At 38.3% G+C, this 16,737-nt stretch carries 15 protein-coding genes and 2 pseudogenes; 9 read left to right on the top strand and 8 right to left on the bottom strand.

Annotated elements, in window-relative coordinates; all coding sequences use genetic code 11:
- Window positions 1-4: 4 nt before the first annotated feature.
- Window positions 5-1,066 carry a serine hydrolase domain-containing protein gene (locus SANK73390_RS06420; protein WP_462764759.1) on the bottom strand — a complete coding sequence of 354 codons (1,062 nt, stop codon included), beginning with the start codon at window positions 1,064-1,066 and terminating at the stop codon, window positions 5-7.
- Window positions 1,067-1,187: 121 nt separating this feature from the next.
- Entirely contained in the window at window positions 1,188-1,397 is a 210-nt protein-coding gene (locus tag SANK73390_RS06415; protein ID WP_462764757.1) for a hypothetical protein, read from the bottom strand.
- A 215-nt stretch (window positions 1,398-1,612) separates the two neighbouring features.
- On the opposite strand from SANK73390_RS06415, the pseudogene SANK73390_RS06410 reads away from it, so the two are divergent.
- Window positions 1,613-2,038, top strand: a pseudogene (locus SANK73390_RS06410) (transposase); the annotation flags it as partial.
- 70 nt (window positions 2,039-2,108) lie between these two features.
- Here the strand turns inward: SANK73390_RS06410 and rsgA are convergent.
- Window positions 2,109-3,158 (bottom strand): ribosome small subunit-dependent GTPase A, encoded by a 1,050-nt coding sequence (gene rsgA, locus SANK73390_RS06405; RefSeq protein ID WP_462764755.1) that lies wholly within the window; start codon window positions 3,156-3,158, stop codon window positions 2,109-2,111.
- A gap of 789 nt (window positions 3,159-3,947) precedes the next feature.
- Here rsgA and SANK73390_RS06400 point away from each other — a divergent pair.
- The gene (locus SANK73390_RS06400) at window positions 3,948-4,160 is read left to right on the top strand and encodes a hypothetical protein (RefSeq protein WP_462764753.1); all 213 of its coding nucleotides are present in this window, start codon (window positions 3,948-3,950) and stop codon (window positions 4,158-4,160) included.
- Between the two features lie 589 nt (window positions 4,161-4,749).
- Here the strand turns inward: SANK73390_RS06400 and SANK73390_RS06395 are convergent.
- A complete protein-coding gene (locus tag SANK73390_RS06395) occupies window positions 4,750-6,549 on the bottom strand; it encodes a hypothetical protein (RefSeq protein WP_462764751.1) in 1,800 nt (599 codons plus the stop codon).
- A 1,427-nt stretch (window positions 6,550-7,976) separates the two neighbouring features.
- Here SANK73390_RS06395 and SANK73390_RS06390 point away from each other — a divergent pair.
- Together SANK73390_RS06390 and SANK73390_RS06385 are read left to right on the top strand one after the other, a co-directional pair.
- The gene (locus SANK73390_RS06390; protein WP_462764749.1) at window positions 7,977-8,492 is read left to right on the top strand and encodes a DUF6232 family protein; all 516 of its coding nucleotides are present in this window, start codon (window positions 7,977-7,979) and stop codon (window positions 8,490-8,492) included.
- Between the two features lie 5 nt (window positions 8,493-8,497).
- Window positions 8,498-8,710, top strand: a complete 213-nt coding sequence (locus SANK73390_RS06385; protein WP_462764747.1) for a hypothetical protein — start codon at window positions 8,498-8,500, stop codon at window positions 8,708-8,710.
- 38 nt (window positions 8,711-8,748) lie between these two features.
- Here the strand turns inward: SANK73390_RS06385 and SANK73390_RS06380 are convergent.
- The 4 genes and pseudogenes from SANK73390_RS06380 to SANK73390_RS06365 form a co-directional block, all read right to left on the bottom strand.
- A pseudogene (locus SANK73390_RS06380) lies at window positions 8,749-8,934 on the bottom strand (hypothetical protein); the annotation flags it as partial.
- Window positions 8,935-9,231: 297 nt separating this feature from the next.
- Window positions 9,232-10,881: a chaperonin GroEL gene (groL, locus tag SANK73390_RS06375; protein ID WP_261595444.1), complete on the bottom strand. Its 1,650-nt coding sequence runs from the start codon at window positions 10,879-10,881 to the stop codon at window positions 9,232-9,234.
- A 49-nt stretch (window positions 10,882-10,930) separates the two neighbouring features.
- Window positions 10,931-11,218 (bottom strand): co-chaperone GroES, encoded by a 288-nt coding sequence (locus SANK73390_RS06370; RefSeq protein ID WP_070986334.1) that lies wholly within the window; start codon window positions 11,216-11,218, stop codon window positions 10,931-10,933.
- Window positions 11,219-11,332: 114 nt separating this feature from the next.
- Window positions 11,333-11,836 (bottom strand): FxsA family protein, encoded by a 504-nt coding sequence (locus tag SANK73390_RS06365; RefSeq protein ID WP_462764745.1) that lies wholly within the window; start codon window positions 11,834-11,836, stop codon window positions 11,333-11,335.
- 170 nt (window positions 11,837-12,006) lie between these two features.
- On the opposite strand from SANK73390_RS06365, the gene cutA reads away from it, so the two are divergent.
- From cutA to accC, 5 genes are all read left to right on the top strand, one after another.
- Window positions 12,007-12,327: a divalent-cation tolerance protein CutA gene (gene cutA / locus SANK73390_RS06360; RefSeq protein ID WP_261595446.1), complete on the top strand. Its 321-nt coding sequence runs from the start codon at window positions 12,007-12,009 to the stop codon at window positions 12,325-12,327.
- Window positions 12,327-14,117, top strand: coding sequence for a protein-disulfide reductase DsbD (locus SANK73390_RS06355; protein ID WP_462764742.1), 1,791 nt, complete (start codon window positions 12,327-12,329; stop codon window positions 14,115-14,117). The genes cutA and SANK73390_RS06355 overlap by 1 nt, the downstream gene beginning before the upstream one ends.
- Window positions 14,118-14,319: 202 nt before the next feature.
- Window positions 14,320-14,781 (top strand): type II 3-dehydroquinate dehydratase, encoded by a 462-nt coding sequence (gene aroQ / locus SANK73390_RS06350; protein ID WP_462764740.1) that lies wholly within the window; start codon window positions 14,320-14,322, stop codon window positions 14,779-14,781.
- A gap of 17 nt (window positions 14,782-14,798) precedes the next feature.
- Window positions 14,799-15,260, top strand: coding sequence for an acetyl-CoA carboxylase biotin carboxyl carrier protein (gene accB / locus SANK73390_RS06345; RefSeq protein WP_462764739.1), 462 nt, complete (start codon window positions 14,799-14,801; stop codon window positions 15,258-15,260).
- A 24-nt stretch (window positions 15,261-15,284) separates the two neighbouring features.
- Window positions 15,285-16,625: an acetyl-CoA carboxylase biotin carboxylase subunit gene (gene accC, locus SANK73390_RS06340; RefSeq protein ID WP_261595450.1), complete on the top strand. Its 1,341-nt coding sequence runs from the start codon at window positions 15,285-15,287 to the stop codon at window positions 16,623-16,625.
- Window positions 16,626-16,737 lie beyond the last annotated feature (112 nt).

Below are 16,737 nucleotides of genomic sequence, written 5' to 3'. Positions count from 1 at the left end.
ATTACTACCACTGAGAGTTATGCCTTAATATTTCTGTAATCGATTTTGCTATTTCCCACCGTGGGGCGTTACTTGAATTAGTAAGCAGTATTAATGCATTTTTGCAAGCTGGGTAAGTCAGAACTAGCGATTTATATCCCCTAATGCTTCCTGGATGTCGAGCGATATTACCATTCTCACTTTTATATACTTGCCATCCCAACGCCATGTATATTTCACCCCAAGTAGTTTTCACTTGTGGTTCTAACATTTTTTGATATGTTTGCTCTTTTAAAATAGATGTGTCATGGGTAAGTGTTAACTTTAGCCACTGACTTAAATCACGCACATTTGAAATTAACCCTTCACTTGGGTTGAATGATATATCGTAAGGTCGTTGATCAACTTTACTAATTAACTTCCCTTTGTATGTCGGCCTCGTTTGAGAAAAATATGAGTTGACACCATCGAAATAGTTACTTTTTTCCATGGATGCAGGCTTCAAAATATTGTCGTATATGAACTTTTCATATTTCTGTCCCGAAACTTCACTTATAACGGCGCCCAAAATATTAAAATTAGTATCACTATATTCAAATTTCTTATCTTCGATATTCTTTGATGCAGAGTTATTCACAAGGCTAAGGTAAGAATATACAGATCTTTTTTCTTCAAAGCTCACTGGTCTGATTACGTCATTCAACCCAGAAGTATGTGTAAGTAATTGCTTAATCGTGATATTACTATTTCTGAACGTTCGCAAAGATTGTTCTACTTTGTCATTAAGATCTAATTTATCATTTTGAACAAGTTGCATTATTGCTTGAGCGGTAAATAGCTTAGAAATTGAAGCTATCCGAAATAACGACTCACTAGTTGTTGGCTTAGTCTTCATTTCATCCAGAAAGCCAAAACCTTTAATGTAAGTTACCTCACCTGAGCTAATTACAGCAACAGCCATAGATGGGATACTATTTTGTGTTCGAATTTTTTCTAAGGTAGCAGTTAACTCTTCTTGAGTATTCGCTTTACCTGCAATTACATTAGAAGAAATAGTTAAGAGCATTATTATAATTAACTTATACACCAGACTGCCTTGTGAAATTTAACACCGTATTAGTAGGGCTGAGTGCTGTGGCTAGAATAAGCGACGAAGGAACAAAACCAACAGTGCCTTTTCCTTATCTAACCTTGTTAGCACTAAACATTTAAAATAAGTCCAAGCCCGGTATAGCCGCTTTTTCAGGTTTCATGCAATGGTACAAATATATTGCAAGTCCAGCGTCTCCAGTCCATAAAGTATATCGGCCTTGCCCGTAATGCAAGCGTGCTTTCTGGCACTGCTCAATAGAGTGCATTGCAAATTTTCTTGCTCTGTCAAGCCATACCAACTTCCCCGTTTTTTGGTATAAATACAAAAAAGCGCAGCCATTACCAGACGTTCCATGGCAGATATTAGAACCTTTTTAGGAGAGGCCCTGCTTGCCAAACTAGCTCTCCCGTTTCGTCTAACAACTTATCAAGTAATTTAGATTCAGGTGAATCAATCACCGGTGTTCTTGACATTGCTGTAACAACACCTGCTGCTCCGTGACACCATTGAACAAGTAATTTATCAATATCTGGTTTAGTACACGTTGCTTCGAAGCACCAAAAAGCGTTTATGGCCGATTTAAAGCCTGTTCATCGTGCTGCAACCAAAGAGGCTGCTGAAGTTGCGTTAGACGAGCTAGAGGATAAATGGGGAAAGTTATACCCCATCGTTATCGATTCTTGGCGTCGTAAATGGGCGAACCTATCAATTTACTTCAAGTACCCTGATTACGTACGCAAGGCAATTTATACTACCAACGCAATTGAAGCCGTACACCGCCAGTTTAGAAAACTCACCAAAACTAAAGGTGCTTTCCCTAACGAAAATAGCTTGATGAAATTATTGTATGCGGGCATATTGAATGCTTCGAAGAAATGGACAATGCTAATCCACAGTTGGAACCTGACATTGTCACAATTAGCCATCCACTTCGAAGGTAGGTTAGATGGCGTGCTAGATATTTAGCAACTTAGGCTGACACAGAATTCTGAACGCCCTCGGAAAATCAGCTACCTTGCTTTCTGCTGAGCCGTAATTACCATTTCTCTTTATTGTCACTGTGGATCTTTTTGAAATAGGCACGATAGTGCTCTTTTACCGCATGGGCACCGACAGTTCGACGCTGTTGAGATTCTTCTTCTTTTAATAATTTAAGATAATTGTCAAAATGAGCTTCGCTTATCAAATCATCAGCGATGGCCGCTTGAACTGCACACCCAGGTTCGTTGCTATGCGTACAATCACTATATTTACATTGCGCAATTAGCTCAACAATTGAACTAAATGTGCGTTCAATGCCTTGCTCCGCATTATACAGTTGCAGTTCACGCATTCCAGGAGTATCTATTACTGCTACATCCCCATCAGTGAAAAACAGTTGTCGATGCGTTGTAGTATGCTTACCATGAACGTCACTTTCCCTAACTTCTTTAGTGGCTTGATGCATATGAAATAAGGCATTAATCAAAGTAGACTTACCAACACCTGATGAACCAACTAACGCGATACTTGAACCTTCATAAAGATACTCTTGCAGCACATCTAAGCTATCTAGCTGATTTACACTCAACGCGTGCACATTTGGCACATCAAGATGCTTTATCTGCGATGTAAATTGCTCAATATCATCACACAAATCCAATTTAGTCAGAACTACAACGCAAGTGATATCAAATTCATGTGCCAATGAAATGTAGCGCTCTAAACGTTTGACATTAAATTCCTCGTTTGCACTGGTTACAATCCATAAATAATCTAAATTGGCAGCAATTACTTGAGGTAAGCCATTCGAAATACGGCGAACTCTGTTTTTAGGTGTGAATATTTTTGTAATACGGTAATGTTCATTTGCAAGTTCAGCTAATACCCAATCACCAACAGCAAGATGCTGACTTATTGGTTGATATTCAGAGCCACAGATGATTGATTGTTCACCAGCCAATCCTCTACCAACAATTCGACTACGATGAATTTCGGTGATACGAAATACCAAATTACAGATATTCTCATCACATATTTCATCATAACTTAACTGCTGAAAAAAAAGATTAGACCAACCAAGCTTATTTAATTCAGAATACGACATTCCTTTCGTCCTACATTTACTTTTCTTTTTACATTCGTCAAAAATTGACACCTAAGGCACTACCCTTGCCATGTCGCTTGTCAAAAAAAACACATTGAATGATGCCTTTTGGCGCCAAAATTAACATAAAACTATACTTAACCCAATAAAAGTGCATATTTTCCTCAGCTTTGATCACCCAATGACATTAACTTTGATCACTTATTCTCATTAAGCTTTGATCACAAAAATCAGGAACTTCTCAACCCGTCAAAAAAGATACCCAACGCCTTGTACCCCTCTAAAATGACGAAGCTTTAGCAAATTTCAGACACAAAAAAAACCCTAACATCAAACTGTTAGGGTTTTTCTAAAAAGTGATTTGGGCCGATTTTTACTACATCATGCCGCCCATATAGAGCTTAAGCGATTGTTTCTATTGAACTATTAACATGGGAGAAAGTAGTGATACCCCACTTTATACCCCTAGGGTGAAATAAAGGCTAAATTTATTTATTTTTCAAATGCTTATTGGTTTTAACAGAAAATTTTAAGTGATTACCCCTTAAGACCTTTAAAAAACCGCTATTTTACAAGGCTAGTAGGAAAATCGCTTGGTGTTAACAATATAATTTGTTGCAGTTTATATCTTATCTTACAGCCTGTAAGAATGAGCATATATTTTACCATACACGTAGCTATGGACGAACAACAGCCGTTGGTAAAACCACTCAAACTTGCACAAAAGCAGATCTCATTTGTATGAAAATAAATTTATCTCATTCACTGATTACTTTATGGGGATAAAATATGGAAGATTATCGATTAGTCTTGGGCTTTTTATCCAAGTTATCACTTGTCGTTATTGGTACAGGTTTTTTCGAGTACTTAAACCAAAGAAGAGCTAGAAAAGATGCACTCAGACTTAAAACTATTGAATTTATTGATGAGACAAGTGCCACTTTAAACAAACCTCTTTCAATGCTTTATGGTCTATCACAAGAGCAAGGAAACATCGTTTAAATAATGAACTTTATGAAGCTATAAGTGATATTTTTTTAAAGCGACTCAGTGTCAAAATAAAAAATAGTGCCTTTTTAAATAACGAAAGCTTTTACACCTTTTACTTTGACATTGGAGTTGAATATAAATTCATCATTAATATGTTAAAAAATAAAGACGCTTTATCAAAAAGTGTATTAAAAGATAAATTGGTATCGCGGCGCTATGCTTTTGTGAACAAATACAATATTGGCGTATACGAGAACCATGAGACCTCAAATGATTTTATAACTGAATTTATATCTTACATAAATGTTTTATGGGACTGTACGGCTTTTAAGCTTTCAGAAACTACTCTAAAAGCAGTGAAGTAAAACCATTAATTATCAACATCATCAAATGTTGAACGCTCAGTGTTATGAATTGATACTGAGTGATGCTCTCGTTAAAATATATCATTGGGTTTGTAACACCCCACTTTATACCCCTTGGATGAAATAAAGGATAAATTTATTTATTTTTTCATGTGACTAACAACAAAACACCAAATTTTATCGCTAATTTAAGTTGCTAAAATTCATGATAACACTAGGTCAATCACTTCACCGTACTATTTATTATCGTCAAAACCGACAATAAAAAATTCCGCACCTGACGAACGAATCGCATTTTCAGCACTGATAAGCAAAACATCAAGCTGAGTTTTGATCTTACTTCCATTATTGGCAGTATAAACACTTTTTTGAGTATGTGGCTGTATTACAATAACCCTTGTTTTTATGTATTTACTGTCTTTCAATGTTTCCAATTTATGAAAAAAATCTTCAGCTTTACCTGTTTTCCCATTAAGCCAACAACCTTTATGACTAGCAGCGTCATGGCGAGTTTTTAAATCTTCAAGTAAAGTCTTTCGAGCAGTATAACGTAAGTTTTTAACGGCTTGATTCAAAACGACATCGTGGGCTCCAACTGAAATTTTTCTCGAAGATTTTTCACTTTTAGAAGCTTTAACATGTATTAATGAGATCAGATGTAAAGAACCATGTTGAACATAGTGAATAAAATCAGCTTTTTCACCTGCCCCATCATCACAATATAACCAACCTTTGGGCTTTTCAGTAGTATTGAAATCATCAGCATTTAACCAATTACCACTCCAACATTTCTCAACCCAACAAAACAAGGACTTTTCTTTCCCAATACTTCTTAAGTCTGGTTTTTTTGGGTCAGCTCCTGGTTTCTCTTTAGTAATATCAAATTCTTCAAAACCAGCCCAAAGGAATTTATTATACTCAACATCTTGGTAGCCAGTTCGATACACCATGCCATTTACAACCGCATGTCCCGATTCAAACCAGCATTTAACTAATTCTGGATAACTAAACACACGTTTATATTGATCAAAATATTTCTTAACAAAGACATTTTCACTTTTTATGTGAAAACTAACTTTATAATCATCAACTTTCAATTCAACACATAAGTTCCCTACTTGTTTACCAGCATAGAAAATATCAAGTGCAATATCACTATCAGAAAAAGTGGGGACTAGTTCCACATGAAAGTCATATTGCAATTTATTTAAGAGATCTTTACGATGTTGTCCATCTTCTTCTGGCAAGAAGTCATAATCAACTAAGGAAAAATCATAAGGATTAGCTAAGTCGTCTGGTGATGGAATAGGGTATGACAATATTCCAATCGGATTGTCAGATTTGTTAGTATTACTAGATAATATATCTAAGATCTTAACAACCCGATTCTCAAAGGTTTCCCAATCTTTACATGGACCACGCCAAATCGAAGATTTAAAAGGATTAATTCCAATAGAGCTTTTTGTATTTTTACCCCATACTTCTGTTCTCACCGCTGACATCATATAAGATTGGTCAATTAAGGGATCTAATGTATCGGCTACACTTTTACCTCCCAATACTTTTGAATCAGCTTTAAAGTTATCTCTGCCATGAATCCCTGACAGCCAAAGCATTTTTATTTCATCTTCATTAATAAAATTACCATTGAGTTTACTGATAGGAACTGGAAATAAATTAGTTAATGGCTTTTTTCCGAAATAATCTCGAATGGTATCTTTTTTTCCTTTCTCAGAAAAATAAAAAGCTAAACTTCCTCGAACATCAAAACTTACAAACACATGATTTTCGACATCTTTGATATCGATGTCTTTCGCCCAGCTGGGTGACTTAACTATTGCATATGGTGTTATTTTAACTATGCCTAGCTCTCCAATAGCTTCTTCTATAATTGAGCCAACACTAATTTCACCTGAACATTCATCTTGAAGTATTTTGACTATCTCTTCATGAATTGTGCACGGTTTTGCATTATCAGACTTAACACCTAACAAAATAGATAAATAAGGAGCCACATTATTTTTGCTGACTTCCATGAAGCTATTATCCATATCACCTAGCTATAAGCATAGAATCACATAAGTTATCAAAATAGTAATTTGAAAATTCTAAAACGTCCTATTTATGTAACCTTTTGGGGTAAATTGAAATTATTCAAATCTAAACAGTAAGATATGAGCTTAGCTCAAATTCTACAGGGGGAAAGTTCCCAAGCATCTAAAGGTAAATTTATTTATTTTTTTCAGTTATCTATATCAATAGAGCGCCAATCTAGGCTTCTGCTACCAATTAGTATTTGCGAAGGTATCTGCTTTCCTTAAAGTAAGAAGTTAAAAGAAGCTAACGCAAAACTTTGCCGCGCTTTTTTTATGCTCAAAAAACAACACATGGGCGTTAAATCGATCCCCCACTTTATACCCCAAAAATGATCACGCTTTAGCAAATTTCAGACACAAAAAAACCCTAATATCAATGCGTTAGGGTTTTTCTAAAAAGCGATTTGGGCCGATTTTTTACTACATCATGCCACACATATAGAGCTTAACACTATGTTTTAATTAGGGTATTAACATGGGAAAAAGCAGTGATCCCCCACTTTATACCCCTCGGATGAAATAAATGGTAAATTTATTTATTTTTCATGCAGTTATCTATATTAAAAGAACGCCAGCCTACGCTTATGCTGCTGAGCGATATTCGAGAAGGGAGCTCCTCTGCTCTCTAATACTGTAAAATTCTCTATCTGCCAATCTTCGTTATTTTGTATGGTCTGTACATGACTTGGAGACTTGAAACCGCAAAGTGGTTCTGATTACACTTTTAACTGTTAAAATAACAAGTCAATTGTTAATAAATATTGTATTGAATTGGCGAGTACATTACTATATCTATGCAGCAGCGATGAACTTAGCTTTACTCTTGCCAATAATGTCCAGACAAAAAATCGCTTATTGCTGTATGAAAACGCGGGCCATATTTTTTAATAATGTTGTAAACAAATTGCAAGAGCTTTCTGCACTGCTTTTCTTGCAGCTGTAGCAATAATCAACATTGTTACTTGGTGCGAAGTTCTGCTTTATAAGTACAATTTTATTACTAACGCCCCAATTAAGCTATACGTGCGAGACAACGCAGTAGTCATTTTGCATTTGTTGTACATAGGTGCTCTGGTTAAGTACGTATTGAAAGCCGAGTTCAGAGAAGGATGTTTAACCAATGAGAAAGAAATTACTCCCTGAAAAATTGCTGTCAAAAGTAGTTGCTGACGTCGGTAGTAAGTCACAATCCCCACCTCTTCCGATCTTGGCCTACTTAGCCCCGAAGATAACAAAATAAACTCAACAGCCATAGCTACCCATTCCTGTGTTCCGAAACTTGTCCAAACTTATTCGGATTAGTTTTGGGGATTTTAGTCTGATGACTCTATTTAACTTTTCTGCTTTCATTACAAATAGGACTTTAAATGAATATTTTTGATAACGATGAAGATATAATAAAAACTGATGTGCTTAAAGCCAGAGGGAACACTCTTGTTTTTTACAATACAATATATCAGATATCTAACATTTCTGAAGTTAAAACAATAAACCTATCAACTGAGAAAAACATGCCAGTATTCTACTGGGCTATTCTTGCGGCTGGACTTGTGTTATTAGTTCCTCAGCAGGTAATTACATCTCTGCTTGGTTTTGCCGCAATTGGGCTGTTTGCTTACTTGGTTTATAACTACTTTAAAAACAGAGTAGATGAAAAATATGGGTTATATATTTCCTTGAACTCAGGAAGAAGTACAGTTATATCTTCAAAGGATCTTGAGTTTGTTCAAAAAGTTGTAATAACACTCATTAATATTATGAATAAACAGAATGCATATGTGAATTTCGACTTTTCCAGCAGAACAATTAACGAAGTTAGCGCCTCTGATGGCTCAGTTATTGTAAATGGTAAGGTTAATGGCGATATTGCGACTAATGTTTGATGACTATGAAAAAAGAAAAGATACGTGCAGATAATGGAAGTGTGGTAGTAACCGGTGAAGTTAAAGGGAATATTACCACTAATTCAAGCAGAAAGAACTCTAAGAAACCTGTTGAGGAACCTAAGGAAAGCAAGACTCCAATTAAAGCTGCCATCATAACAGCTATTGCTGCCATTATTTCAGGTACAGTAATTGCTTTGAGTAATTTTCTTGATTAACTAAATTAATTTTCACTCATGCCAAAGCTCTTGGTTATCTAATCAACAACCCAGAAATTACTAATAATCAGGTAATTTCTGGGTTGTCTAAGGGTAATCCGCCCTTTTTTAACTGCATCAAAAAGTAGACCATTATTTGCCTTATGAGGTCGCTCATTATTATAAAACCACAACCCTTGAGTTGCATAATCTTGGACTTCTTCAATGCTGTCAAATAAATGCTTTTAACCCAGATCAAAATACATTCACCGCACCAAATCAGAGCCGCCACTAGCAAGCACATGGTGTTAGTAATAAAACTAATGTGGTAAGCCACTCTAATTCATTATAAGAAAGTAACGTAAAAACAAATTTACAGCGCAATTTTTACGCTCTAAAAACAACACATGGGCGTTTAATCGATACCCCACTTTATACCCCTAAAATAACGAAGCTTTAGCAAATTTCAGGCACAAAAAAACCCTAACATTAAGATGCTAGGGTTTTTTCTAAAGCGTGTAGTGCTTAGGAAGTGATGTTTATCACATCATGCCGCCCATGCCGCCCATTCCACCCATGCCGCCCATATCAGGAGCCGCTGGTGCATCTTCTTTAGGTAGTTCAGCAACCATTGCTTCAGTGGTGATCATAAGACCGGCTACTGATGCTGCATACTGAAGTGCAGAGCGTGTTACTTTAGTTGGGTCAAGGATACCCATCTCAATCATGTCGTTGTATTCGCCGCTTGCCGCGTTGTAACCATAGTTACCTTCGCCTGCTTTAACGTTGTTCACAACCACTGATGCTTCATCACCTGCATTGGTAACGATTTGACGAAGCGGTGCTTCCATCGCACGAAGTGCCACTTTAATACCGTGGTTTTGGTCTTCGTTATCACCTAGTAACTCAACTAGCTTGTTAGCTACGCGTACTAGAGCAACACCGCCACCAGGTACTACACCTTCTTCAACCGCTGCGCGAGTTGCATGTAGTGCATCTTCAACGCGGTCTTTTTTCTCTTTCATTTCTACTTCAGTTGCTGCGCCAACTTTAATTACTGCAACACCGCCAGCTAGTTTAGCCATACGCTCTTGAAGTTTTTCTTTGTCGTAGTCTGAAGTTGCTTCTTCGATTTGTGCTTTGATTTGTGCAACACGCCCGTCAATGCCTTCTTGCTCACCAGCACCATCGATGATAGTTGTGTCGTCTTTAGTGATCACAACGCGCTTAGCAGTACCTAAGTCTTCGATTGTTGACTTCTCAAGCTCAAGACCAATCTCTTCAGAGATAACTGTACCACCCGTTAGGATTGCGATGTCTTGTAGCATTGCTTTACGACGGTCGCCAAAACCTGGCGCTTTAACAGCTGCTACTTTCACGATACCGCGCATGTTGTTCACAACAAGTGTTGCCAGCGCTTCGCCTTCAAGGTCTTCAGCGATAATAAGTAGTGGTTTGCTTGTTTTAGCAACAGCTTCTAATGTTGGTAATAACTCACGAATATTAGAGATTTTTTTATCTACTAATAAAATGTGTGGGTTATCTAGCTCAACAGCGCCTTTTTCTGCGTTGTTGATAAAATAAGGAGATAAGTAACCACGGTCAAACTGCATACCTTCAACAACGTCTAGTTCGTTTTCTAACGACTGACCTTCTTCAACGGTAATTACGCCAGACTCACGGCCTACTTTTTCCATTGCGTTTGCAATGATGTCACCAATTTCTAAATCAGTGTTTGCAGAAATAGTACCTACTTGAGCAATTGCTTTTGTATCAGCACACGGTACTGACAACGCTTTTAGTTCAGCTACTGCTGCAATAACCGCTTTATCGATGCCGCGTTTAAGGTCCATTGGGTTCATGCCCGCTGCAACTGCTTTTAAGCCTTCGTTTACGATTGACTGTGCAAGTACGGTCGCAGTTGTTGTGCCATCACCCGCTGTATCATTTGCTTTAGATGCAACTTCTTTTACCATTTGTGCACCCATGTTCTCGAACTTGTCTTCAAGTTCAATTTCTTTCGCAACAGATACACCATCTTTGGTAATAACTGGCGCGCCAAATGATTTGTCTAAAACAACGTTACGGCCTTTAGGACCTAATGTTACACGTACTGCGTTTGCTAAAATATTTACGCCCGCTAGCATTTTAGTGCGAGCATCGTTTGCAAAGATTACTTCTTTTGCTGCCATGATTTTAATTCCTATTAAATTTGGTAAATTCGAAAAGTGAAAAGTAGGATTAGCCTACAATGCCTAAAATATTGTCTTCACGCATGATCAGGTATTCTTGACCTTCGATCTTTTCAGTTTTTTCAACATAAGAGCCGAATAGCACGGTATCACCGGCTTTTACTTCTAATGCTCTTACTTCACCGTTGTCTAGCACGCGGCCATTACCTACAGCAATAACTTCACCACGAGTTGACTTCTCTGCCGCTGAGCCAGTTAATACAATACCGCCAGCAGACTTTGTTTCTTCTTCAAGACGCTTGATGATTACGCGATCATGTAAAGGACGAATGTTCATGTGTTGTTTTCTCCTAACAGTTTCTGAACAATTACAGAAAAATTCTTTTAAATTCAGTTGCCATCATTTATGGGGGTGGCTGTTTTAAAACCCAAGTAAAAAATTGAAAATTTTTTAATCTTTTCTTTGGTATTCACCCTCTATCGTATTAGATGACTGCTCTTTACTTTTAAGGTCTCTATGCTCTGCATGCTCAAATGACTGTGATGTACTACTATGATGAGTAAAAGTATTATGTGATTGATTCATACTGGTTTGCATTTTAACCGTTACTTGCTTCATCAATGTTTTTGCCAATCGAGTGCGAATAACGGGAGTCAATAACATAAAGCCCAACACATCAGTCATGATCCCAGGTGTCATGAGCAATACACCTGCAATGATCACACATAGGCCAGTAAACAATTCAGCCGCGGGCATTTGCCCTTGTGACATTTGACCTTGTACGTTGCTGTAGGCACTGAGCCCTTGCTGCTTCACTAGTTTTGCACCAAAAATAGCGGTTAATATCACTAAAGCAATTGTCGCAACACCACCAATAACATCACTTACTTGAATAAGCAGCGCAATTTCAATAATGGGCACCACAATAAACAGTACAAATAGAATACGAAACATACTTTCTCCTAAATCAATGAAACTTAAATATGGGTTACTCGGTCTCATTTCAAGCACAAACGAGAAGATAAGCTACAGGGCTGCTATTTTGCTTTCATCTATAGACACTTGGGATAGGTATTAGTTTAAGCTACTATGACTAAAGTTTATTCTTTGTAAAGGAACAGCGCATGGCTCCCCAGTACAAACTGATCATGACCACCTGCGAAAATCAACAAGATGCAAATCAGCTTGCCAATCAACTCGTGGTGTTAAAGCTCGCTGCTTGCGTCAACATTCTACCTGCCGTTGAGTCGGTTTACATGTGGCAAGGTGAAGTTGTGCAACACACCGAAACTAAACTGTTTATAAAAACCAAATCAGAAAAACTAAGTAAAGTGATCAACACCATCAAAGAACTTCATAGTTATGAAGTACCAGAAATTCAGGTACTCGATGTAACAGGTGGTAACTTAGCTTATTTTAACTGGATGGATGAGGTACTAAATTAATGCGCACCCTGTTGTTTATTTTTTCACTTATTTGGCTGTTCCCTGCTCACGCAAATAACGACATTCTTGAGAGCCTAATAACCCCCAAACAAAGTACATTTTTAAGTGTTAACGAAGCATTTAAGTTTGATTTTGACCAGCAAGGTAATATTCTTTTTACCGGCTGGGAGATTGAACCTGGCTATTATTTATATAAGAAAAAAATAGAGATCATTGCCAAAGGGGCTGATATTACAGTACCTGAATATGCCAAAGGAGAAGAAATAGAAGATGAATTTTTTGGCAAAACAGAAGTCTATTTTAACTCTTTCTCGGTTGTGTCAAAACTGAGTAATATCAGTAATGACGCTATCGTAAAAATACGTTACCAAGGCTGTGCTGAAGCTGGTTTATGTTATCCACCTGAGGTCATAGAAATACCTTTGTCTCCTCTGGCTATGGTTAATACCACCGATAATGAAAGTAACAATCAACAAACTTCAAATGAACAACTAAAAAGTAATACCAATGATGGTGAACCATTATCTTTTACTGAACGACTGGCAAATCAGAGCTTACTGACCAATTTAGCTATCTTTTTTATGGTTGGTGTAGGCTTAGCTTTTACGCCCTGTGTTTTCCCTATGTTCCCAATATTATCTAGCCTGATAGCAGGCCAACAAGGCCTCTCAACAAAGAAAGCGTTTAGTTTATCATTTGTATATATCCAAGGTATGGCACTCACGTATGCTTTATTAGGGTTAGTTGTTGCCGCGCTTGGTGGACAAGTGCAAGGATATATACAACACCCTGCTGTACTTATTAGTTTTAGCTTATTATTTGTTTTACTCGCCATGGCCATGTTTGGCTGGTATGAAATTAAGCTGCCTAATGGTTTAATGAATAAGCTAACCTCCATTAGTAACCAGCAAAAAGGGGGGAACTATTTGGGCGTGTTTGCCATGGGCATACTGTCTGGTTTAATCGCTTCTCCTTGCACCACTGCACCGCTTTCGGCTGCTTTATTATATGTTGCACAAAGTGGCGACTACTTTATTGGTGGCATCACGCTTTACGCACTCAGTTTAGGAATGGGATTACCACTGCTATTACTTGGCACATCAGGCGGTAAATTACTGCCTAAAGCTGGTGCTTGGATGGAGCAAGTGAAAATACTGTTTGGTTTTGTAATGTTGGTGGTGCCACTAATATTACTTGAACGCATTCTTGATTTTGACATTATTCTTTGGCTGGGTAGTGGCCTAATGCTCGCAACTGCGCTGTACTTGCATCATTGGCAAAGCCAGCAGCACACGGGCGTGTTTAAAACACTATTATGGGGTGTTGCTTCATTGTTATTAGTAACGTCACTTTTGGTTAGTAAACAACTTATTTGGCCTACTAAAACGATAAAAGTGACACAACAAGCTAACAGTGAGAAAAAGTTTCAATTAGTCGAAGACTTAAGTGCGCTAAGGCAAGCTATTGACCACGCAAATGATAATGGCCAAATCGCCATTGTAGACCTATACGCAGATTGGTGTGTAGCTTGTAAAAAGTTTGAAAAATACACGTTTTTTGCGCCTGAGGTACAAACACAATTTCAACACTTTGCTTTATTAAAGCTAGATTTAACGCAAAATGATGAGAAAAGTATCGAAATCATGCAAGAGTTTAATGTTTTTGGTTTACCTACCATGTTGTTCTTTGATTCTCAGGGAAATGAGCTATCAGAGTTACGAGTTACTGGCTTTATGGGTCCACAACCCTTCTCTGCTCACCTAAAGAAAGTACGTAATCACGTAGAATAATCCCGAATATGTGGACGCTGGCTAATTGAGAGCAGCGTCCACCATCTGATTAGACCAGTATTTTGCTGCTATTTACTTCGATATATCTATAATACACAGCGAAAGTGAGAAAAATTTGCTATTTAAGTTTAAAGCGCTTAATTTAGATACTATCTTTTATCAAACGCTTAGTTTATTTAGATTTTGGGGGTTTTCACAGATTATGACCGCAAAGTTACAGATTTTAGTCTTAAATGGCCCAAACCTTAATATGCTTGGCCGTCGTGAGCCTCAAACCTATGGCACACTAACGCTTAATGAGCTGATAGCAACTTTAGATAAGCAGGCCCAGCAGCTTGGTGTCTCACTCTCACATTTACAAAGTAATAGTGAAGCAGAGCTTATAAATAAGATTCATGATGCATGGCAGCAGATTGACGCCATCATCATCAATCCCGCAGCCTTTACACACACAAGTATTGCGCTGCGTGATGCACTATTAAGTGTAAATATACCTTTTTATGAAGTGCATATTAGTAATGTTTATGCACGAGAACCCTTTCGCCACAAGTCATATTTTTCTGACATAGCGCAAGGGGTTATATGTGGCTTAGGCGCAATAGGCTACCAAGCAGCTCTTATGGCTGCAGTAAGCAAGTTGCACAACAAAAATAACGCAAATTAACTAACAGGCGGGTCATTATGGATATTCGCAAGATTAAAAAACTTATCGAATTAGTAGAAGAATCAGGTATTGCTGAACTAGAAATTACCGAAGGTGAAGAGTCAGTACGTATTAATCGTTATAGCAACGCACCTGTTATAGCACAGCCACAACAATTTGCAGCACCTGCACCTTTAGCTGCACCGGCAGCCGCCCCAGCAGCTGCTGCTACTGATGCAACACCTGCGGCTCCTGCTGCACCAACAGGCCACCAAGTGCTATCGCCTATGGTTGGTACTTTCTATGCTGCTGCTTCTCCAGAGGCACCTAATTATGTTGAAGTTGGCTCAAAAGTAAATGTAGGCGATACGCTATGTATCGTTGAAGCAATGAAAATGATGAACCAGATTGAAGCAGATAAAGCAGGTGTGGTTAAAGCAATTCTTGTTCAAAATGGTGACCCTATTGAGTTCGACCAACCAATATTCATCATCGAATAATTACGCAATAAGAAGGCAAACGCTATGTTAGATAAAGTAGTCATTGCGAACCGAGGTGAAATAGCACTTCGCGTATTGCGTGCCTGCAAGGAGCTTGGGATCAAAACAGTGGCTGTGCACTCAACCGCTGACCGCGATCTTAAACATGTACTTCTTGCGGACGAAACCATTTGTATCGGAAAACCCGCTGCGTCTGAAAGTTACCTAGATATTCCGCGTATTATTGCTGCGGCTGAAGTAACTGATGCAGTCGCCATTCATCCAGGTTACGGGTTCTTATCAGAAAACGCTGACTTTGCTGATCAAGTTGAGCAAAGTGGCTTTGTATTCATAGGCCCAAGAGGCGATACCATTCGCTTAATGGGTGACAAAGTATCAGCTATCGAAGCAATGCGTAAAGCAGGCGTACCTTGTGTACCAGGCTCTGATGGCCCACTGACCGAAGACAACGACCGCAACGTACAAATTGCCAAGCGCATTGGTTACCCTGTGATTATTAAAGCGGCGGGCGGCGGTGGCGGTCGTGGTATGCGCGTGGTACGTAGCGAGGCAGAACTAGTAGATTCAATTGCATTAACGCAACAAGAAGCGAAGCAGTTCTTTGGGAATGGCATGGTCTATATGGAGAAATTCCTTGAAAACCCACGTCATATCGAAGTACAAGTATTAGCTGACGGTCAAGGCAATGCCATTCACTTAGGTGAGCGTGATTGCTCTATGCAACGTCGCCACCAGAAGGTCGTTGAAGAAGCTCCTGCACCCGGAATTACTGCGGAAATGCGTAAGTTCATTGGCGACCGTTGTACTCGAGCGTGTATCGAAATTAATTACCGTGGCGCTGGTACTTTTGAATTCTTATATGAAAACGGCGAATTCTACTTTATTGAAATGAATACCCGTATTCAGGTTGAACATCCCGTAACCGAAATGGTTACTGGTGTCGATTTAATAAAAGAACAGCTTAAGATTGCTGCTGGTCAGCCTTTGTCTATCACACAAGGTGACGTGGTGATCCGTGGTCATGCAATTGAATGCCGCATTAATGCTGAAGACCCAGAGAGCTTTATCCCATCTCCAGGTAAAATTACGCGCTTTCACCCTGCAGGCGGCTTAGGCATTCGTTGGGACAGTCATATTTATGCTGATTATACTGTTCCTCCGCATTACGACTCTATGATTGGTAAACTGATCACCTATGGTGAAAACCGTGACGTTGCTATTGCACGCGCACGTAATGCATTAAACGAGCTCGTTATTGATGGCATTAAAACTAACACGCCTCTGCATAAGAAAATTCTTGCAGATGAAAATTTCCAAAATGGTGGAACAAACATCCATTATCTTGAGAAAAAGTTAGGTTTATAAACATCTATGCTTAAAAAGCCGACAATTGTCGGCTTTTTTGTCTGTATAAAATATAGATACAGCCTAAGTTGCTCTAAATTTAATCATTTGATTTATAGATAGTTAAATTTAT

This window comes from Pseudoalteromonas sp. SANK 73390, assembly GCF_054966645.1.
The sequence above is the reverse complement of the archived record's forward strand: the minus strand, read 5'-3'. Positions and strand labels throughout refer to the sequence as shown.

Excerpts from the sequence above, each read along its gene's own strand:
- rsgA (WP_462764755.1), bottom strand. The coding sequence starts at position 3,158 with ATGTCGTATTCTGAATTAAATAAGCTTGGTTGGTCTAATCTTTTTTTT.
- SANK73390_RS06400 (WP_462764753.1), top strand. The coding sequence starts at position 3,948 with ATGGAAGATTATCGATTAGTCTTGGGCTTTTTATCCAAGTTATCACTT.
- SANK73390_RS06395 (WP_462764751.1), bottom strand. The coding sequence starts at position 6,549 with ATGGAAGTCAGCAAAAATAATGTGGCTCCTTATTTATCTATTTTGTTA.
- SANK73390_RS06390 (WP_462764749.1), top strand. The coding sequence starts at position 7,977 with ATGAATATTTTTGATAACGATGAAGATATAATAAAAACTGATGTGCTT.
- SANK73390_RS06385 (WP_462764747.1), top strand. The coding sequence starts at position 8,498 with ATGAAAAAAGAAAAGATACGTGCAGATAATGGAAGTGTGGTAGTAACC.
- groL (WP_261595444.1), bottom strand. The coding sequence starts at position 10,881 with ATGGCAGCAAAAGAAGTAATCTTTGCAAACGATGCTCGCACTAAAATG.
- SANK73390_RS06370 (WP_070986334.1), bottom strand. The coding sequence starts at position 11,218 with ATGAACATTCGTCCTTTACATGATCGCGTAATCATCAAGCGTCTTGAA.
- SANK73390_RS06365 (WP_462764745.1), bottom strand. The coding sequence starts at position 11,836 with ATGTTTCGTATTCTATTTGTACTGTTTATTGTGGTGCCCATTATTGAA.
- cutA (WP_261595446.1), top strand. The coding sequence starts at position 12,007 with ATGGCTCCCCAGTACAAACTGATCATGACCACCTGCGAAAATCAACAA.
- SANK73390_RS06355 (WP_462764742.1), top strand. The coding sequence starts at position 12,327 with ATGCGCACCCTGTTGTTTATTTTTTCACTTATTTGGCTGTTCCCTGCT.
- aroQ (WP_462764740.1), top strand. The coding sequence starts at position 14,320 with ATGACCGCAAAGTTACAGATTTTAGTCTTAAATGGCCCAAACCTTAAT.
- accB (WP_462764739.1), top strand. The coding sequence starts at position 14,799 with ATGGATATTCGCAAGATTAAAAAACTTATCGAATTAGTAGAAGAATCA.
- accC (WP_261595450.1), top strand. The coding sequence starts at position 15,285 with ATGTTAGATAAAGTAGTCATTGCGAACCGAGGTGAAATAGCACTTCGC.